The sequence below is a fragment of the Virgibacillus kekensis genome (genome assembly GCF_042654125.1).
GTDB classification, from domain to species: domain Bacteria; phylum Bacillota; class Bacilli; order Bacillales; family Amphibacillaceae; genus Lentibacillus; species Lentibacillus kekensis.
In genome coordinates, this window is the sequence record NZ_JBHSFU010000007.1 from 35,618 (window position 1) to 50,964 (window position 15,347).

Below are 15,347 nucleotides of genomic sequence, written 5' to 3' on the forward strand. Positions count from 1 at the left end.
GCATTTTACATCAATTGTGAGGTTAAAGACCAACAAATTTAAGAAACGAGATTTTCATAAAATCACTTTTTCCGGTTAAGCTATATCTGATTATGGAAGGAGTGATTTTTAATTGCGTAAAATTATGGTTCTGCTGATTCCGTTTTTACTGATGATGAGTCTGTTCGTTCCGACTGCGAATGCACAGCAGACTGATGTTTACACCGTAAAATGGGGCGATTCTTTATGGAAAATATCCAAAAAGTATAAGATTGGTCTGTCGGAAATCATCAATGCGAATCCGCAGTTCGAGAATCCTGATCTCATTTATCCTGGAGATAAGGTGACAATCCCGCTGAAAAGAAACATTAAATCGATAGAGCGGCAGGTTGTGAAGTATACGAACCAATATCGCCAGCAGAATGGTCTAGCACCTGTAAAGGTTGATTGGCAGCTTTCCAGGGTGGCCCGGTACAAGTCAAGAGACATGCGGGATCAAGGGTATTTTTCCCACAACTCACCAACATATGGTTCACCGTTTAAGATGATGCGTGACTTCAACATCCACTATACAAGAGCATCGGAGAACATTGCAGCTGGACAGCCAACTGCCAAAGCCGTTGTGGATGCATGGATGAACAGTTCGGGACATAGAAGAAACATTCTCGATGCGAACGTCACACATATCGGTGTCGGTTATGCGGAAGGTGGAAGCTACGGGAACTACTGGACACAAATGTTCATAAAAAAATAATGAACGAATGAAAGCCTTAGTGGACAATGGCCGCTAAGGTTTTTGTGTTATAGTGAAGAAAGATGAAGAGGAAAAATCCATATCGCTTATCCGATGGATGTATGAATTTGGTCGGTCGAATCGCTTAGACCTGTGTTAGTCCATGCCCGAGAGCGTATGGATAACGCGGTTAACATGGAAGAGGTAATGAAAGCAATTGTTGAATTAAGAGAGGAATTAAATTCTTAAGGGGATAGTTGATATGATATTGGCTCACGAGAACGGCTTGTTTCTAAGGCGGGATGATTTATTAGGGGAGCGAAACTGGCGGAATGACGGCTGCTATAAAATGATCTACTCACCCCTTGGCACCGGGAAGTACCAGACCAAAAGCCAGGATGTTGAAATAGCAGCCGGGAATTTTCTTATCTTGAATCCGCTTGAAGAACACAGACAATTACAAGCTACTAAAGAAAAATTTCTGGTGGAGGTAGAGCAGTCGCTTTTAAGCGATGTAGCGGAACAGCTGAATATCAAGGTTAAGCAACCTGAATTTGTGCTTATGCCACATAAAAACCATCATATTGTACAATGGCTGTCCTTCACTCGTAACTATATTGCTGACTTCCCAAATGAGATGTTCATGGAAAATAACCTTGTGCAGCTTGCTATATTGATGCTCGAAAATGGGCCGGGTTCTCATTCAGAAGAACTCTCTGTTGTAACTGAAAATCTTGTTCGAGTGACAGATGCCTTACGGGAAAATTATTCGGAAGATTGGTCATTGGAACAAATGGCCTCGCTTGCAGGTCTAAGCAAGTACAGGTTCGCCCATGTGTTCAAGGGTGAAACCGGACTATCCCCGTATTCCTGGCTGCAACTATACCGTCTCATTAAAAGCCAGCAGCTCTTGATGCGTACAAAGGCTTCGGTACTTTCAATTGCCCTTAACGCAGGATTTAAAAGTATCTCCTCGTATAATCACTTATTCAAAAAAGTGTATGGGAAGACGCCTACGGAATTTCGTTCTTTTTATCAAAAAAACAGTTAAACCTATGATACTGATGACTAGGATAACGGTGCCACTGCTAATCATAAGCCACCGGATTGATAAGAATTTTACCAGAATGCCATACAGAATAAGTGAGACAGTATTCGCTAGATAGAGCAGGAATGCATTGGAACTGAACGCTCTGCCGTGTTTGTTCACAGGAACGATAGTCTGGATGAGGTACACCCTTGCCAGGCTTGCAATTGGCAGCCCTACACCTACCAGAATTGCTCCAATGAAGAAGTGCTCAACCTGATAAAATATTCCGTAGTATGTAATCCCCGCTCCCCAGATCACTGCCCCGCACAGGTAATGTGTGATTGTCATTTTTTTTAGGAAAAAAGGAATTACAAGGTTCGTTAGAATTACAATACCCCCGAAGACACCCTGTAGTACCGCATAGATTTCCTCGCTTTTAGCACTCATTTCAACGAGTGCAAGCAACAGTCCTACTTCCCACACCCAGGTATTAAAGAAGACTATCAGGAAAGTGATAAGGAAGAGTTGGCGTATTGTTACCTGCTGTTTGGCCCATATGAAAAAATCCCAAATCGATAGGAATAATCCTCGGATAGATTTGGTCATAGCATGGGTCTGTTCACGAAAATTAAGCTGCAGCAGACAAACAACGCTAATTAGGTATGTCAGCGCATCAATAAGAAAAAAATAGATTGCCCCAAAAGAGAGCAGCCACACGGATAAAAGTGGACTGAGTACTGTAACACCACGACCGACCGTGTCATTTAAGCTGTTTGTCACAGAACGATTTTCCGAATCCGTAATAATCGGCAGGATTGCCCGATGTGCGGGATTGAAAAAACAGCCAACTGTCTGGATGAGAAAGCTGATAATAAGAAGATAGACATAGCTTAACATGTGAAATTGATGTAACAGAAATACTGAAAGAATCAATGGAATGCGAATTAAATCAAGGATGATTAGTAGCCTTTTCCGTGGCAGCCAGTCGGCTATCACGCCACCTATCAGGCCGAACAGTAGGTAGGGGGCTGTTTCAGCGATCGCCATTCCGGTAGTGAGGACCGAAGAACCGGTCAGGTCATAGGCCAAAAACAAAAAGCCCATTGCGGAGAGAACATCCCCCAACCTTGAAACGCCGCCACCGATTAAATAATATCGGATATTTTTATTTTGCAGTGTAATTTTAAACATAATGGTCACCTCAATTAATAGTTTAGCGTTAGGAAAGGTGACAGTCTTATTGAATATTGCTGAATTAAGAACAATTTTTTTCGATTATAATCGTTTTTCTATCAAAAAACAGGTGCCGTCCATTAAATGGATGACACCTGTTTTGTGTTGCTATTCACTATAGCCTGGAAATTGGGCCCTTTAGTGTTCATCATAATATTAGATGCCCAGGTTCTCAACCTGCTTCATCAGGTCCGTGATGTTGTTTATTGTCTGGTATATTTCGGATTGTTCCAGCTGCTCAACCGCTATTTCCCCATTTTCCATTGCAGTATTAATTTCTTCCAGCAGTACCTGACTTTTATTTTCCAGTTCAGCATGCAAATCCTCTGCAACTGTGGGCGCTTCTAGTGCCATGAATTCTTCAATCTCTGACTTCAACGACACGAGCCGACTTTCCAGTTCGGCAGCATTTAAAGAGGTTGCTTCTTCAGCAAAGGTACTTAATTCATTTATATATTCAGTTGCTTCGTTAACATAGTTCAGTGAGTCGTTCGCTTCTTCCAACATGGAGCATCCACTTAGTGTTGCAATGGCGACAATCATAAGCAATATTTTTTTCATAACGTTTCTCCTTTCTATTTCTTCCATCTTACCATACGATTGAAAGTAGAACACGGTGTCAACTTTATTACCAGAAAGGGGAAGAAAAGTGAGAATCAATCATTTGTTATTTTCGGTTTCCAATCTCGATACCTCGATCCGTTTCTACGAGCAGGTCTTTGGGGCAAAACTGCTTGTGAAAGGTCGGTCAACTGCATACTTTGATTTGGACGGACTTTGGCTAGCCCTGAATGAAGAGAAAAATATCCCAAGAAACGAAATCCATCAGTCATATACGCATATGGCATTCACCATTGAGGAAAAAAGAGTTTGATGCGATGTATGTGAAACTGGAGCGGTTAGGAGTTGATATTCTTACTGGCCGACCACGGCATGAAAGGGATAAAAAGTCGATTTATTTTACCGATCCGGATGGACATTTTGAGTTCCATACAGGAAATCTGCAGGATAGAATCGAATATTATAAAGAGACCAAACCACACATGGAATTTTTTGAGTAGGGAGGAATCACATATGAAACTGACACATACAAGACTACTGGTCGACAATTATAAGGACTGTTTTTTGTTTTACAGAAATGTCCTGGGGTTTGAAGTGACATGGGGAGATGAAACGTCAAATTATGCCGATTTTAAAGCAACTGAGGATTTCAGTCTGGCTATTTTTGACCGGAGACAGATGGTTGAATCGGTTGGTAAAACATTTGAACCTTTGAAAAAAAGCCCGGATACAGCCGCGCTGATTTTTAGAGTGGAGAGTGTCGAGCAGACGTATCAGGAAATGAAGAATCAGGTGGAATTCATAACCCAACCGACCGAGCAGCGTGATTGGGGAATAAAGGTAGCTCATTTTCGCGATCCGGCCGGGAACCTGATTGAAATTAACGAGAGTCTTAATATGTGGTGATGAAAAATTTTATAAGTATTTGACCATGTGAACGCGTTGTTCATCTCGTGTATATTCATCATAACCATTATTTTGGTATAGATTGATAGCACTGGGCCATTTTATGTTGGTTTCAAGAATTGCCTTAGAGTAGCCAATATCTTTTGCGTAATCTTCAAGATGGTAAAGCATTGCACGGGCTATTCCTTGTCTTCTGAAGTCTTTTTTTACTGACATGCGCTCAATTCTGGCGGTGTTATTAGTTTCGTTTGCAATGGCTCCAGTACAGATTATCTGACCCATTTGGAAACCAACAAAAAAAGCATTGCCTTCCAAGTTGAAATGTTTATATATATTTGACAAATCTGGATTTAACGTAGGATCAATAAAACCAAACCGTTCTTTAAACCCTTCAAGAATAAGTGCTTTGGCTTCGTCTTGTTGTTGCTCAGTTACTTTGGTAAATTTGATTTCGGGTACTATTTTCATATATATCACCATCATTTCTTAGTCGCTGTCCATATTGTCCAGCGATCTTGTTCAATAATCTCATCCTGGTCCAGTTGCATATCAACATGCTTTACTAGCCGTTCCAACTGGGAATCATCCAGTTCATACAGTATGGAGCGGCCCTTTCTGGAACTCAGATCATTAAGCAGCGCTTCTTTCGAAATGTATTTTTTCCGCGTTTCCCAAAGCTTGGTTTCTGCTATATCAGTAAATCCTGCTATTTTTAATGCTTTAAATACTTTTTCGCTGGAATAGCGTCGTTTTAATTCGACTTCTTTGAGTTTAGGAAATGCAGAAAAGATAAATCCTCGTATATGACTGCTGGACCCTTCCAGGAAACAATCGTCAGGGGTTCTATCCTGGATAATGAAGGTTCCGTCAGGGTTTAATACGCGAAATGCTTCTGAAAAGCTCGCTTCCAAGTCGTTTAGGTGGTGGATCAATGCCCGCTCTAATACTAAATCAAACGTACTGTCAGGTAAACCTGTTTGATAGGCGTTTCCAAGGTGAAAGTTGATGCTTGAGTAATTATCACAATTCATTTTAGCACCATTGATAATTGTTTCAGAAAAATCTATGGCTGTCACCACAGAAATTCCCATGTCAGAAAGAGCTTTTGAATAAATTCCACCGCCACAGCCAATATCAGCAGCATGAAATATATTTTTTCCTTCTAGGAACTTGTCGACTTCGATTCTCCATTCCGTGCTTGCTGTTCGGCTAGTGTAACTTTCCTTATGGTGGTCATCATGAAAATTAATTGACATTGTAATCATCACATCCTAAATGTAGTGTATGTGATAAGTGTAAGTTGTTTTTGAGGATTAAGATAATACCGATTGATTATCTTACCCGATAACATAAATTTATTGTTTTTAAAATTATGAGGTGAAACGATGAACTATACATTTCAGCAAATAACACAAAAGCAGGCAGAAACTATCGCGTACACCTGGCATTACGACGGAGAATATGCTTTTTATGATATGGAAGCGGATGAGGAGGACCTTGCAGAATTCGTGGACCCCGAGGCACGTGGTGATCTGGTTTACAGTGTTCTCGATGGAAACAGGTTAATTGGCTTTTTCAGCTTTGCAAGAACTAATGACCATACGCTGGATATTGGACTGGGAATGTCCCCGGACCTGACCGGTAAAGGTGCAGGGTTGGAATTCGTCCAAGCCGGGTTAGAATTTGCAAAAGAAAGCCTAAACCCGCAGAAAATCACGCTCGCTGTTGCGGCATTCAATAAGCGCGCAATCAAAGTGTACGAGCGGGCAGGATTCGAAATAACCAGTACATTTTCACAGGCTACTAATGGAAGTACATACGAGTTTGTTAAAATGGAATATCAAGATGAAAAGGAGTAGTTTTAATGGAATTTGTTTATACAACATACATAAAAGCGACACCAGAAAAGGTATGGGATGTGCTCACCCAAAGGGAATTCACGAAGCAATATTTTTTCGGACAGAATATAAACTCTGACTGGGAGCGAGGGTCAACGGTGACATTCACGATGGGTGATGGTGATACAGCGGTAGTGGGTAAAGTTCTTGAAGTTAACCGGCCTGAACATCTCTCTTATACCTGGACTGTACCGGGGGACGATACACCTCGTGAGAATCCCACCTATGTAATATTCAAACTTAAACAAGTCAAGTCTGAAGTAAAACTGACATTGTGGCATAAAAGTCTGGTGCCGACAGATATAACTGAGCGGGAAGACACATTTTATGGACTCAACAATGGCTGGCCTGCCATTCTGAGCAATCTGAAAACCTTGCTGGAAACTGGTGAGCCGCTTGATGCGCTGAAATTTTAGCTTTACAGCCTTGGCCGGTTCTGTTATTCTATTCCTTAACTAAATCGGAAAAAGCGTTGATGAGAAGAGTAGATATACCGTATTCCTAAAAGAGAGCTCTGGTTGCTGAAAAAGAGCAGGAAGACGCATATCGAACCAAACCTCTGAGCTTTCACACCGGAACTTTTATCAGGGATGGTGTGACAGGTGCTCCTGTTACAGAGCCGGGGTATAGTTATCATCGTACCCGCTGAGATTAATATGGTGACATATTAATGAACTGAGGTGGCACCGCGGTCTGCGTGAACTCGCCCTCAAGATTAATTTCTTGGGGGCGGGTTTTTTTATGGGAAAAGAAACAGGGAAGTATGTGGCGATTTTATTACTGGGAATGGGAGTCTCAAGTGTGGGTGCGTGGATTTATCTGATTGCGCTCAACCTTATGATTCTTAAAATGACAGGGTCCCCGCTTGCGGTTGCCGCCCTGTATATGATTAAGCCGCTGGCAGTAGTTTGCACGAATTTTTGGGCAGGGAGTCTGATTGACCGAATGAATAAGCGGAGGATGATGGTCTTACTTGATATCATCCGTGCAGGTTTGATCGTGATGTTACCACTTTTCACGTCTATCTGGCCAATTTATCTTCTTGTGTTTTTTATCAGCATGGCAAATGCTATGTTTGAACCGACCTCGATGTCCTACATTACACGGCTAATCCCGACGGAGCAGCGTAAACGATTCAATTCACTCCGAAGCCTGATTGATTCAGGAGGATTTTTAATTGGACCAGCGATTGCCGGTATACTGTTTATCGTGGGGACCCCGGTTATGGCTATTTATATAAATGCAAGCGCAATGTTCATTTCCGGACTGGTAACTTTGCTGATGCCTGATTTGGAAAAGAATCATACACTCACGCAGCAAAAGCTTTCATTAGAATTATTAAAGCAAGACTGGCGTGCTGTTAAACAATTCAGTCGTAAGAACAGTCATGTCATGCTAATCTATTTTCTGTTCAGTTGTATGATGGTAATGGCAGCTGCGATTGATTCACTGGAGGCAGCCTTTTCAAAGGAGGTCCTTGGTCTGTCAGACGCCAAATATGGTTTCCTTGTAAGTATCGCTGGAGCTGGAATTGTTGTGGGTGCTGTATGTAATTCTGTTCTGGTCAAAAAGATATCTGTTGCACTCCTAATGAGTGGGGGGTCATTCGCCGTTTCCGTAGGCTATATCGTATATGCATTTTCGGATGGATTTCAGGGAGCAGCAATTGGTTTTTTTGTGCTTTCCTTTTCACTTGCTTTTGCAAATACAGGGTTTCAAACTTTTTATCAAAACAATATCCCGGTTGAGGTAATGGGTCGAATTGGAAGTATATACGGGTTAGTTGAAGCTGTAATCGTAATTATAATGGTTTCCGGAATGGGGGTAGCTGCCCAATTGACCACAATACGTCCGGTTGTTATGATTGGGACCTTTATAATGCTGGCGGTTGCCGTAGTTCTTTTTCAAAAATCTAAAAGGCCGGAAACAGAGCTAGTAAAGATAAACTAGATAACTACTCTGGGAGATTCAACTATATAAGAATAATGGAATGAGGATCCGCCCAAGTAGCAAAGGAGATCCTCGCTATAAAAGAAATGACTTTGCAACCAAACGATGGAGAGGCACCTTCTCGACAATATTAATTTTTAACAGAATAATACCATAGCTAGTTGTCTGTGTTTGCCGAACTAAAATGTATTAAAAAAAGCTCAAAAATTAATTTGAGCTTTTTTTATAATTGAGCATTAGCTGTCCATGAGACTTTGATGTTCTTCGGTTAAAAAGTTAATGAATGTTTGCAGCCCGAATTTAGGCTGTGATTTAATATTTTTAATATATTTTTTCTTGGCATCGTCATCGACATGTTCACTTTTATTGATTCGTTCTATAATATGTTTCATGCCTATCTTTCTGATTTCCTTGTTGGTAAGCTTGGACTCTCGAAATAATGCGGCTCCAATAGCTCCGACAAGTGCGTATATTCCGGGTGCAATCATGGTATCCAGACTCCAGCCGGTAGTGACAAACAGTAAAAACAGGTTAACTATGGAAATACCTAATAGCGGTATTGCAATCATCATATATTTGGAACTTTTCTTTATCCTTGGCTTCACTAACTCGGTAATCGTTTCGAGTTCTCTTTCGATAAATGAAGGCATATTTTCCATTGTATTATTATTAAACAACAAATCATCTCCTTAGAAAACTACCTATATAATTAGAGTATACTACTCGCCAACGCATCTGTCACAGATACGGCTCATTATTTCCATTTTTACAAATCAGGGCAGGAATCCCAAGGCCGGATGTTGAAGTAAAGAACAATCAATGAAAAAATATGAAGCATCACTGAGATTAATGAGGGGTACAATTTATGTTTGGAAAAAGAAAGAAAAGATTGATAAGAAAGCGTTATGGGGCTTTATTGATTATTGTTGGCATTTTTTATTTCGGACCAACTATAAATGGTGGGTTTGCTCTCACTGAACATGCTGCGGCCAGGTATTCTGCTCCAAATTCGGAAGGTGAAGTAGTATATGAAAAGAAGTTTGGTGATAAGAAGGTTATCATTTGGGACACTGGAAAGCAAAAGTTTTTAAAGGTTATTGACAATTGGGGAATACTCCACCGTGTTACAAATATTGATGGGATAAACCCTTTTGCGGAAGATGGTATGAAGACAAACTGGTCAGCTACCCAACAGGAAAAAAAGCAACATTATAAAACAGTCTTCTCAGTCGAAGTAACCAATGAAAATATCGTTACGGTTATCGTTACGAATGCTGATCTGAATAATAAAGGAACATCACTTGAGGAAGTGAAAGAGCAGTCAACTATTCATGTAGAAATGGATGTAACCAATGGATATGCTGCACATTACGATACTTTACCTTATTCCGCAGTGGGGAATTTTGTCTTCCGCGGTCTGAACAAGAAAGGTGAAGTTATAGCTGTTAGCGATTAAGGTGATTGGCTAAACTTAAGATATACATAATGTGGAGGTTATTAGAATGGCAACTATTAATGATTTTATGGAGCTGGATATCAGAATTGGAACCATATTGAAGGCAGAACCCTTCCCGGAGGCAAGGAAGCCAGCAATCAAGATGGAAATAGACTTTGGGGAGGTTGGAATCAAACAGTCATCCGCACAAATCACGAAACGATATGACCCAGAGCAATTAGTTGGACGGCAGGTTGTTGGGGTTGTGAATTTCCCGCCAATGCGTGTAGCAGGGTTCAAATCAGAGGTTCTTGTAATTGGTGGGGTACCGGAAGCAGGAGATGTTGTTTTGCTAAGTCCGGATGAGCCTGTAGAAAATGGCACCAGGATATCATAGAATGCGAAGAGTAGAAGTTGAATCATACAACTATCAGTGGCCTGCCATGTTTGAAAAAGAAGCAACGAAATTACGAGCGGTATTTGGAAATGAACTCGTGGCGATTCACCATATTGGAAGTACTTCTGTAATAGGTCTTGCTGCCAAACCCGTTATCGATATTATGCCTGTGGTTAGAGTAATCGAGCAGGTGGACTTTTATAACGGTGAAATGGAAGAAATCGGCTATGAGGCGAAGGGGGAAAACGGCATTCCAGGCAGACGGTATTTCCAAAAGGGTGGGGAAAACCGTACCCATCATGTACATGTTTTTGAAGAAGGTATTCGGCATGTGGAACGGCATCTGGCTTTCCGCGATTATTTACGTAAACATCCGAACGCTGCCAAAGAATACAGTGACCTGAAGCGAGAGTTAGCCAAAAGATATCCATCTGACATGGAATCTTACATTATTGGAAAAAATCATCTTGTCTTAACCCTTGAGGAAGCAGCAGTAAAGTGGTATCAGGAAGTAAAATAAATTGGAGTTCTTGTGAACTTTAGCAAAGAAGCCTGGATTGATATCACTTCTGTTTCCTAAACACTTTTTTTGGAATCTGCTTCTATAGCCCGCACAATACGCTTTAAGACCACCCGTATAAGGAACACTCCGGTGATTCCTAATACAAAAAGGCCAATGCTGATTAAATAGCTTGGCAGAATTCCTCCAAGCGTTATGGTGGCGCCGGCAACAATCATGGTGCCTTGCCCCATGAAGCTGTTCAAGGCGAGGTACGAGCTCCGGTAAGAATCCTTAGCCATTTCAGCGAGCATGCTTTGACGGACGGGAATATACATTAATTCACCGATTGATATAAAAATCATTAAAATGACTAGGGCTGCCGGGGCAGTCGTGAAACTTAAAAGTGAGTAACTACAAACGTAAAGCGTCATGCCGGATACCAGCCTTCTGTTATCTGGTATTTTTTTGACCATCCAGCTCACCAACCCGACTGCTAATACAACAAGCAGAGTATTTTCCGCATGCAGAATACCTATCATATTAACTCCGTCTACGGTAAACAATCCAAATAAGGAAGCACTTTCCACATTCTTCTCCAGATAAACGGCTATATAGTTAGTCAGGTGGCTTTCAAGTGAAACTACAAACAGCGTACCAATCAGAAAAAGCAGGTAGATCCGGTCTTTCAAGACAATGAGGTAATTTGACCAAATGGAAGGTGCAGGTTCCGTCGTTTGGACAGAGTTCCTTCTTTTATGAAATGTTTCCCGATAAATAGATACGTAACAATGGAAGAAAGCAAGGTGACAATGGCGACAACCAGGAATAAATAAAAGTGGTGTTTCTCAAACAGGAAAGACCTGTAATCGTTCCTAAAGCAGTTGCCAGGTTAGCAATCCAGTAAACGGCGGTAAACACAAAATTCCGCTCATCTTTTTTTACGAGGTCGTGGATCATGGAAGTAGAGACAGGAATGTAGATACCATTGCAAAACATGTTTACGAGGAACAGAACAAAACTTACATATGGTAAAACCATCCAAGGTGAGTTCACGAAAGCAAGCGCCAGGAATGAGATACCGATACCCAATTCACCTGCGATCATGAGCTTTCTCCGCCCTATCTGATCGGACCAGTACCCGCCGATGAATCCACCGGCAATTCCAGAGCAAATAACCAGTATAACCAGCATACCGGTTATTTTTGCACCAAGCATTCCAGTAAAGTAAATCGCGATGTAGGGCATGATTGTCATGCTGGCGATCTGGGTAGAAAACTGCAGATAAAGCCGTATTCGGATTGATGGATGAAGCTGATTAAACCTCGCCATTTTTATCCCTCCGTTATTCCTGCCCCAAAGAGGCGTAATGCCTGATTCTTGAACGCATTGGTAAGCTGCACATTTGCATGATCGGTAAATGTAAGACGTGCACCCATCAGAAAAGCTAGATAGCCGTAACCAATCTCTTCCGGGTTCCCTTCAGGCAAAAAACCCTTTTTCATCCCAACCTTTGCTACTGATTGAATAAAATCCATGAAGTCATCAGCAAATTGGTCGAGTACTTCCATTTCGGGAAAGCGCTCTGGCTGTCCAATCACATACTGAACAACGCGAAGATAGTGTTCTTTTTCCAGAAAAAAATCAACATGACGACCGACTAATTGGACAAACATTTCATACGTCATGCTATCGAGTGTTTCATGCGTAGTGAGGATGTGATCCCTGAATTCTTCGAGCGGTTCGGTCACACAGGAATTGAAGAGTTCTTCTTTATTTTGAAAATAGGTAAATACCGTTCCAAAGCTGACACCCGCTTCATTTGCTATGTCCTTGATGGTTGTTTTGGTATAACCGTTGTGGGAAAACAAGCGCAATCCGGCTTGGAATATTCTCTCGCGTTTTTCGGTGGAACGAGGTTTAGCCATGAATGATAGCTCCTTTTTAAGTGATTGATTAATCAATTATTTATTATGGTATAACAGGGAACAGGGAAAGTGAAGGGGCAGACAAGCAAAAAAATAAAGAATCACTCTTTTTACCCAGCATATATTTAAATAGGAATCATGCATTGTTCTTGCATTCAGAAATAGAGTATACATCAGAAGGAGGTGAACACATGGGGGTGCGCTTTTTAAAGGTAGCGGCGGTTTACTTTGTGTTCGGTGTATTGCTGGGACTTACGATGGGAATCACCCAGAATTTCAGTTTTACCTCAGTTCATGCCCATCTGAATTTACTAGGGTGGGTATCGATGGCGCTGTTTGGAGTTATTTATCTACTTTTTCCGGTAGCCGGGGAGTCTAAGCTGGCAACTGTGCATTTCTGGCTGCACAATCTGGGATTGCCCCTCATGCAAGGGACGTTGTTTATAATGCTTTTGACTTCTAGCCATACAATTGTTGGTCTGACAATAGTTGGGTCGATTATGGTGGTCGTAGGTGCAGTTCTGTTCATGGTTAACGTCTTTCAAAATGTGAATCTAAATAAATAAGGGATACGAGAAAGTAACCGCGGGCTGTTAAACGCTCCCAGGTTACTTTTTTTATCGTAAAGAAGAAAGAGGAGTTTTCTGCATTTATGTAGAATGAGTAGTAAGAATTATTTGTTCAGGGAGAGGTTAAAATGCAAGGTCTTACATTGTTTGGAAAACTGAGTGTGGTGATAGGAGTCTTGTTTTTAATGATGGGTATTTATTCTTTCGCTGTAGAATTCTGCGTTATCTCCGGCTCTTTGCGATCATTTATCATGTTCTCCGGGTTCTGTTTTACCTCCCTTGGGAAAGCAATCACAACTGACGAATTTCTCAATAAGAGAGGCAGCCAGCTATTTTTTACCTAGTGAATTAAAATATCAGTAAATTACTGTTATAATTAAAATAATAATTTATTACTTGGAGGATCTATATGAGAATCAATATAACCAGTGTGTTTGTAGACAACCAGGATAAAGCGCTTAATTTCTACACAGAAGTTCTTGGCTTTGTAAAAAAGACCGATATGCCAGCCGGAGACTTCAAGTGGGTAACGGTTGTCTCACCTGAAGAGCCGGAAGGGGTTGAACTGCTCCTTGAACCAAACGAAAATCCCGCAGCAGAAAAATATCAGAAGGAAATTTATGAACAGGGTACTCCAGCTATCTCCTTTGTGGTTGACGATATCAAAGAGGAATATACACGGCTGAAGGAACGCGGAGTTTCATTCACTGTTGAACCAACCGACGTAGGGCCGGTCACCTATGCGATATTTGATGATACATGCGGTAATCTGATTCAGGTTTCACAGGCAAAATAAATTTTACCTAAAGGAGTTTTTTTATGACGTTATTGGAAGATTTGCAGCAATTACTTGGTGGTGACCGCGTATCTGAGAACGAGACTATTCTCGAACAGCACAGCAAGGACGAATCCTATCATACTCCACATATCCCAGATATTGTAGTATATCCAGAAAACACCCGTGAAGTCAGCGAAATTATGAAACTGGCAAAACAATATAATACTGTGGTAGTACCATTTGGATTCGGTTCCAGCCTGGAAGGAAATGTTATTCCGTATGATGGTGGAATCGTAATTGATTTTTCACTGATGAACAAGGTTCTGGAAGTACGTGAGAATGATTTTCTCGTGAAAGTTCAACCGGGGGTCACACGATCCCAGCTTGATAAAGAGCTTAAAAAATATGGCTTGTTTTTCACAGTTGATCCGGGTGCCGATGCAACTTTGGGCGGGATGGCAGCAACCAATGCGAGTGGAACCACTGCTGTACGCTATGGGATTATGCGCGACCAGGTCCGTGACCTCGAAGTTGTGTTAGCTGATGGTTCCGTAATTCATACCGGAAATATGGCTGCTAAGTCTTCATCTGGCTATCATCTAAATGGACTTTTTGTTGGGTCGGAAGGAACACTTGGGTGTTTCACCGAACTTACATTGAAGGTAATCGGTATTCCAGAACACATTATGGCTGGTCGTGCTGAATTCGCCAACGTGGATGACGCCGTTAACGCTGTTATTGCAATTCTGCAGGCTGGAATTCCAATTGCCCGCGTGGAATTGGTAGATGAACAATCTATCAAACAAATAAACTTATTCAGCGACACGAACTATAATGAAGTTCCCACATTATTCCTGGAGTTTCACGGAAATGAAGCCGGACTTCAGCAGGATGTAGAGTTCATGAAGGAAATCGTTGATGATTTAGATTGTCAAAAAGTAGAGTTTGAGACAGATACAGCTGCACGTAACCGTCTATGGGAATCACGCCATAATGCAGCCTATGCTTATATTCATGGGCATCCTGGGAAAAAGCAGATGGTTACAGATGTATGTGTTCCGATTTCCGAACTGGCTGGAGCCATCAAGGATGCGCGCGAGGCAGTGGAAGAATCAGGACTTGAAGGTGGAATTGTCGGCCATGTCGGTGATGGCAATTATCATATTCTGTTAATGATCGATGTTAATAATCCACAAGATATCGAACGCGCCAACAAGGTCAATGAGCGGATTGTTGGTTATGCACTGGAGCGAGGCGGCACCTGTACCGGCGAACACGGAGTAGGTATTGGTAAACAGAAGTACCAGGAAAAAGAACATGGAGACGCGCTTGGAGTTATGCAGCGAATCAAAGAAGCACTTGACCCTGACGGAATCCTCAATCCCGGTAAAGTTATTAAAGGGGACTATGCTAAATCGTAGAATTCCTGAATTGAGCAGGTAACTTAATAC

20 protein-coding genes, 1 pseudogene and 1 other annotated feature are annotated in these 15,347 nt (G+C 41.5%); of the genes and pseudogenes, 13 read left to right on the plus strand and 8 right to left on the minus strand.

Annotated elements, in window-relative coordinates:
- Window positions 1-151: 151 nt before the first annotated feature.
- Both safA and ACFO3D_RS12475 read left to right on the plus strand, forming a co-directional pair.
- A complete protein-coding gene (safA, locus tag ACFO3D_RS12470; RefSeq protein WP_390297336.1) occupies window positions 152-733 on the plus strand; it encodes a SafA/ExsA family spore coat assembly protein in 582 nt (193 codons plus the stop codon).
- A 241-nt stretch (window positions 734-974) separates the two neighbouring features.
- Entirely contained in the window at window positions 975-1,763 is a 789-nt protein-coding gene (locus ACFO3D_RS12475; protein WP_390296432.1) for a helix-turn-helix transcriptional regulator, read from the plus strand.
- Here ACFO3D_RS12475 and ACFO3D_RS12480 read toward each other — a convergent pair.
- Window positions 1,698-2,933 carry an MFS transporter gene (locus ACFO3D_RS12480; RefSeq protein WP_390296434.1) on the minus strand — a complete coding sequence of 412 codons (1,236 nt, stop codon included), beginning with the start codon at window positions 2,931-2,933 and terminating at the stop codon, window positions 1,698-1,700. The two genes, ACFO3D_RS12475 and ACFO3D_RS12480, sit on opposite strands and share 66 nt — an antisense overlap.
- A 198-nt stretch (window positions 2,934-3,131) precedes the next feature.
- Window positions 3,132-3,536 (minus strand): DUF6376 family protein, encoded by a 405-nt coding sequence (locus ACFO3D_RS12485; protein WP_390296436.1) that lies wholly within the window; start codon window positions 3,534-3,536, stop codon window positions 3,132-3,134.
- An 88-nt stretch (window positions 3,537-3,624) separates the two neighbouring features.
- Here ACFO3D_RS12485 and fosB point away from each other — a divergent pair.
- Window positions 3,625-4,036: pseudogene (gene fosB / locus ACFO3D_RS12490) on the plus strand (metallothiol transferase FosB).
- A 13-nt stretch (window positions 4,037-4,049) separates the two neighbouring features.
- A complete protein-coding gene (locus tag ACFO3D_RS12495; RefSeq protein WP_390296438.1) occupies window positions 4,050-4,442 on the plus strand; it encodes a VOC family protein in 393 nt (130 codons plus the stop codon).
- A gap of 9 nt (window positions 4,443-4,451) precedes the next feature.
- Here ACFO3D_RS12495 and ACFO3D_RS12500 read toward each other — a convergent pair whose 3' ends face one another.
- On the minus strand, window positions 4,452-4,910 hold the full coding sequence (locus tag ACFO3D_RS12500) for a GNAT family N-acetyltransferase (RefSeq protein WP_390296440.1): 459 nt from the start codon (window positions 4,908-4,910) through the stop codon (window positions 4,452-4,454).
- Between the two features lie 11 nt (window positions 4,911-4,921).
- The gene (locus ACFO3D_RS12505; protein WP_390296442.1) at window positions 4,922-5,698 is read right to left on the minus strand and encodes a class I SAM-dependent methyltransferase; all 777 of its coding nucleotides are present in this window, start codon (window positions 5,696-5,698) and stop codon (window positions 4,922-4,924) included.
- Window positions 5,699-5,827: 129 nt separating this feature from the next.
- Between ACFO3D_RS12505 and ACFO3D_RS12510 the strand changes: the two genes are divergently transcribed.
- The 3 genes from ACFO3D_RS12510 (at window position 5,828) to ACFO3D_RS12520 (ending at window position 8,290) form a co-directional block, all read left to right on the plus strand.
- Window positions 5,828-6,301 (plus strand): GNAT family N-acetyltransferase, encoded by a 474-nt coding sequence (locus ACFO3D_RS12510; protein ID WP_390296444.1) that lies wholly within the window; start codon window positions 5,828-5,830, stop codon window positions 6,299-6,301.
- A gap of 5 nt (window positions 6,302-6,306) precedes the next feature.
- Complete coding sequence (locus tag ACFO3D_RS12515) at window positions 6,307-6,756, plus strand: SRPBCC family protein (protein ID WP_390296446.1); 450 nt, start codon at window positions 6,307-6,309, stop codon at window positions 6,754-6,756.
- Between the two features lie 47 nt (window positions 6,757-6,803).
- Window positions 6,804-7,054 (plus strand) — a binding site (T-box leader).
- Window positions 7,055-7,081: 27 nt separating this feature from the next.
- Window positions 7,082-8,290, plus strand: a complete 1,209-nt coding sequence (locus tag ACFO3D_RS12520; RefSeq protein WP_390296448.1) for an MFS transporter — start codon at window positions 7,082-7,084, stop codon at window positions 8,288-8,290.
- A gap of 236 nt (window positions 8,291-8,526) precedes the next feature.
- Here the strand turns inward: ACFO3D_RS12520 and ACFO3D_RS12525 are convergent, their stop codons facing one another.
- The gene (locus tag ACFO3D_RS12525) at window positions 8,527-8,967 is read right to left on the minus strand and encodes a DUF5392 family protein (protein ID WP_390296450.1); all 441 of its coding nucleotides are present in this window, start codon (window positions 8,965-8,967) and stop codon (window positions 8,527-8,529) included.
- A gap of 188 nt (window positions 8,968-9,155) precedes the next feature.
- Between ACFO3D_RS12525 and ACFO3D_RS12530 the strand changes: the two genes are divergently transcribed.
- The 3 genes from ACFO3D_RS12530 to ACFO3D_RS12540 are packed head-to-tail and all read left to right on the plus strand — an operon-like array spanning window position 9,156 to window position 10,642.
- On the plus strand, window positions 9,156-9,746 hold the full coding sequence (locus ACFO3D_RS12530) for a hypothetical protein (protein WP_390296452.1): 591 nt from the start codon (window positions 9,156-9,158) through the stop codon (window positions 9,744-9,746).
- A gap of 46 nt (window positions 9,747-9,792) precedes the next feature.
- Window positions 9,793-10,122: a chaperone CsaA gene (gene csaA / locus ACFO3D_RS12535; RefSeq protein WP_390296454.1), complete on the plus strand. Its 330-nt coding sequence runs from the start codon at window positions 9,793-9,795 to the stop codon at window positions 10,120-10,122.
- A gap of 1 nt (window position 10,123) precedes the next feature.
- The gene (locus ACFO3D_RS12540) at window positions 10,124-10,642 is read left to right on the plus strand and encodes a GrpB family protein (RefSeq protein ID WP_390296456.1); all 519 of its coding nucleotides are present in this window, start codon (window positions 10,124-10,126) and stop codon (window positions 10,640-10,642) included.
- A gap of 56 nt (window positions 10,643-10,698) precedes the next feature.
- On the opposite strand, the gene ACFO3D_RS12545 is transcribed toward ACFO3D_RS12540, so the two are convergent.
- The 3 genes from ACFO3D_RS12545 to ACFO3D_RS12555 all read right to left on the minus strand — a co-directional run bounded on the left by ACFO3D_RS12545 (window position 10,699) and on the right by ACFO3D_RS12555 (window position 12,549).
- Window positions 10,699-11,313, minus strand: coding sequence for an MFS transporter (locus tag ACFO3D_RS12545; RefSeq protein WP_390296458.1), 615 nt, complete (start codon window positions 11,311-11,313; stop codon window positions 10,699-10,701).
- 64 nt (window positions 11,314-11,377) lie between these two features.
- Window positions 11,378-11,953 carry an MFS transporter gene (locus tag ACFO3D_RS12550; RefSeq protein ID WP_390296460.1) on the minus strand — a complete coding sequence of 192 codons (576 nt, stop codon included), beginning with the start codon at window positions 11,951-11,953 and terminating at the stop codon, window positions 11,378-11,380.
- Window positions 11,954-11,955: 2 nt separating this feature from the next.
- Complete coding sequence (locus ACFO3D_RS12555) at window positions 11,956-12,549, minus strand: TetR/AcrR family transcriptional regulator (RefSeq protein ID WP_390296462.1); 594 nt, start codon at window positions 12,547-12,549, stop codon at window positions 11,956-11,958.
- Between the two features lie 191 nt (window positions 12,550-12,740).
- Between ACFO3D_RS12555 and ACFO3D_RS12560 the strand changes: the two genes are divergently transcribed.
- The 3 genes from ACFO3D_RS12560 to ACFO3D_RS12570 all read left to right on the plus strand — a co-directional run bounded on the left by ACFO3D_RS12560 (window position 12,741) and on the right by ACFO3D_RS12570 (window position 15,317).
- A complete protein-coding gene (locus ACFO3D_RS12560) occupies window positions 12,741-13,115 on the plus strand; it encodes a cytochrome-c oxidase (RefSeq protein WP_390296464.1) in 375 nt (124 codons plus the stop codon).
- Between the two features lie 412 nt (window positions 13,116-13,527).
- On the plus strand, window positions 13,528-13,914 hold the full coding sequence (locus tag ACFO3D_RS12565) for a VOC family protein (protein ID WP_390296466.1): 387 nt from the start codon (window positions 13,528-13,530) through the stop codon (window positions 13,912-13,914).
- Between the two features lie 23 nt (window positions 13,915-13,937).
- Complete coding sequence (locus ACFO3D_RS12570; protein WP_390296468.1) at window positions 13,938-15,317, plus strand: FAD-binding oxidoreductase; 1,380 nt, start codon at window positions 13,938-13,940, stop codon at window positions 15,315-15,317.
- Window positions 15,318-15,347: the final 30 nt, after the last annotated feature.

Excerpts from the sequence above, each read along its gene's own strand:
- ACFO3D_RS12560 (WP_390296464.1), top strand. The coding sequence starts at position 12,741 with ATGGGGGTGCGCTTTTTAAAGGTAGCGGCGGTTTACTTTGTGTTCGGT.
- ACFO3D_RS12480 (WP_390296434.1), bottom strand. The coding sequence starts at position 2,933 with ATGTTTAAAATTACACTGCAAAATAAAAATATCCGATATTATTTAATC.
- ACFO3D_RS12500 (WP_390296440.1), bottom strand. The coding sequence starts at position 4,910 with ATGAAAATAGTACCCGAAATCAAATTTACCAAAGTAACTGAGCAACAA.
- ACFO3D_RS12505 (WP_390296442.1), bottom strand. The coding sequence starts at position 5,698 with ATGTCAATTAATTTTCATGATGACCACCATAAGGAAAGTTACACTAGC.
- ACFO3D_RS12515 (WP_390296446.1), top strand. The coding sequence starts at position 6,307 with ATGGAATTTGTTTATACAACATACATAAAAGCGACACCAGAAAAGGTA.
- safA (WP_390297336.1), top strand. The coding sequence starts at position 152 with ATGATGAGTCTGTTCGTTCCGACTGCGAATGCACAGCAGACTGATGTT.
- csaA (WP_390296454.1), top strand. The coding sequence starts at position 9,793 with ATGGCAACTATTAATGATTTTATGGAGCTGGATATCAGAATTGGAACC.
- ACFO3D_RS12570 (WP_390296468.1), top strand. The coding sequence starts at position 13,938 with ATGACGTTATTGGAAGATTTGCAGCAATTACTTGGTGGTGACCGCGTA.
- ACFO3D_RS12555 (WP_390296462.1), bottom strand. The coding sequence starts at position 12,549 with ATGGCTAAACCTCGTTCCACCGAAAAACGCGAGAGAATATTCCAAGCC.
- ACFO3D_RS12495 (WP_390296438.1), top strand. The coding sequence starts at position 4,050 with ATGAAACTGACACATACAAGACTACTGGTCGACAATTATAAGGACTGT.
- ACFO3D_RS12550 (WP_390296460.1), bottom strand. The coding sequence starts at position 11,953 with ATGGCGAGGTTTAATCAGCTTCATCCATCAATCCGAATACGGCTTTAT.
- ACFO3D_RS12510 (WP_390296444.1), top strand. The coding sequence starts at position 5,828 with ATGAACTATACATTTCAGCAAATAACACAAAAGCAGGCAGAAACTATC.
- ACFO3D_RS12475 (WP_390296432.1), top strand. The coding sequence starts at position 975 with ATGATATTGGCTCACGAGAACGGCTTGTTTCTAAGGCGGGATGATTTA.
- ACFO3D_RS12565 (WP_390296466.1), top strand. The coding sequence starts at position 13,528 with ATGAGAATCAATATAACCAGTGTGTTTGTAGACAACCAGGATAAAGCG.
- ACFO3D_RS12530 (WP_390296452.1), top strand. The coding sequence starts at position 9,156 with ATGTTTGGAAAAAGAAAGAAAAGATTGATAAGAAAGCGTTATGGGGCT.
- ACFO3D_RS12520 (WP_390296448.1), top strand. The coding sequence starts at position 7,082 with ATGGGAAAAGAAACAGGGAAGTATGTGGCGATTTTATTACTGGGAATG.
- ACFO3D_RS12485 (WP_390296436.1), bottom strand. The coding sequence starts at position 3,536 with ATGAAAAAAATATTGCTTATGATTGTCGCCATTGCAACACTAAGTGGA.
- ACFO3D_RS12540 (WP_390296456.1), top strand. The coding sequence starts at position 10,124 with ATGCGAAGAGTAGAAGTTGAATCATACAACTATCAGTGGCCTGCCATG.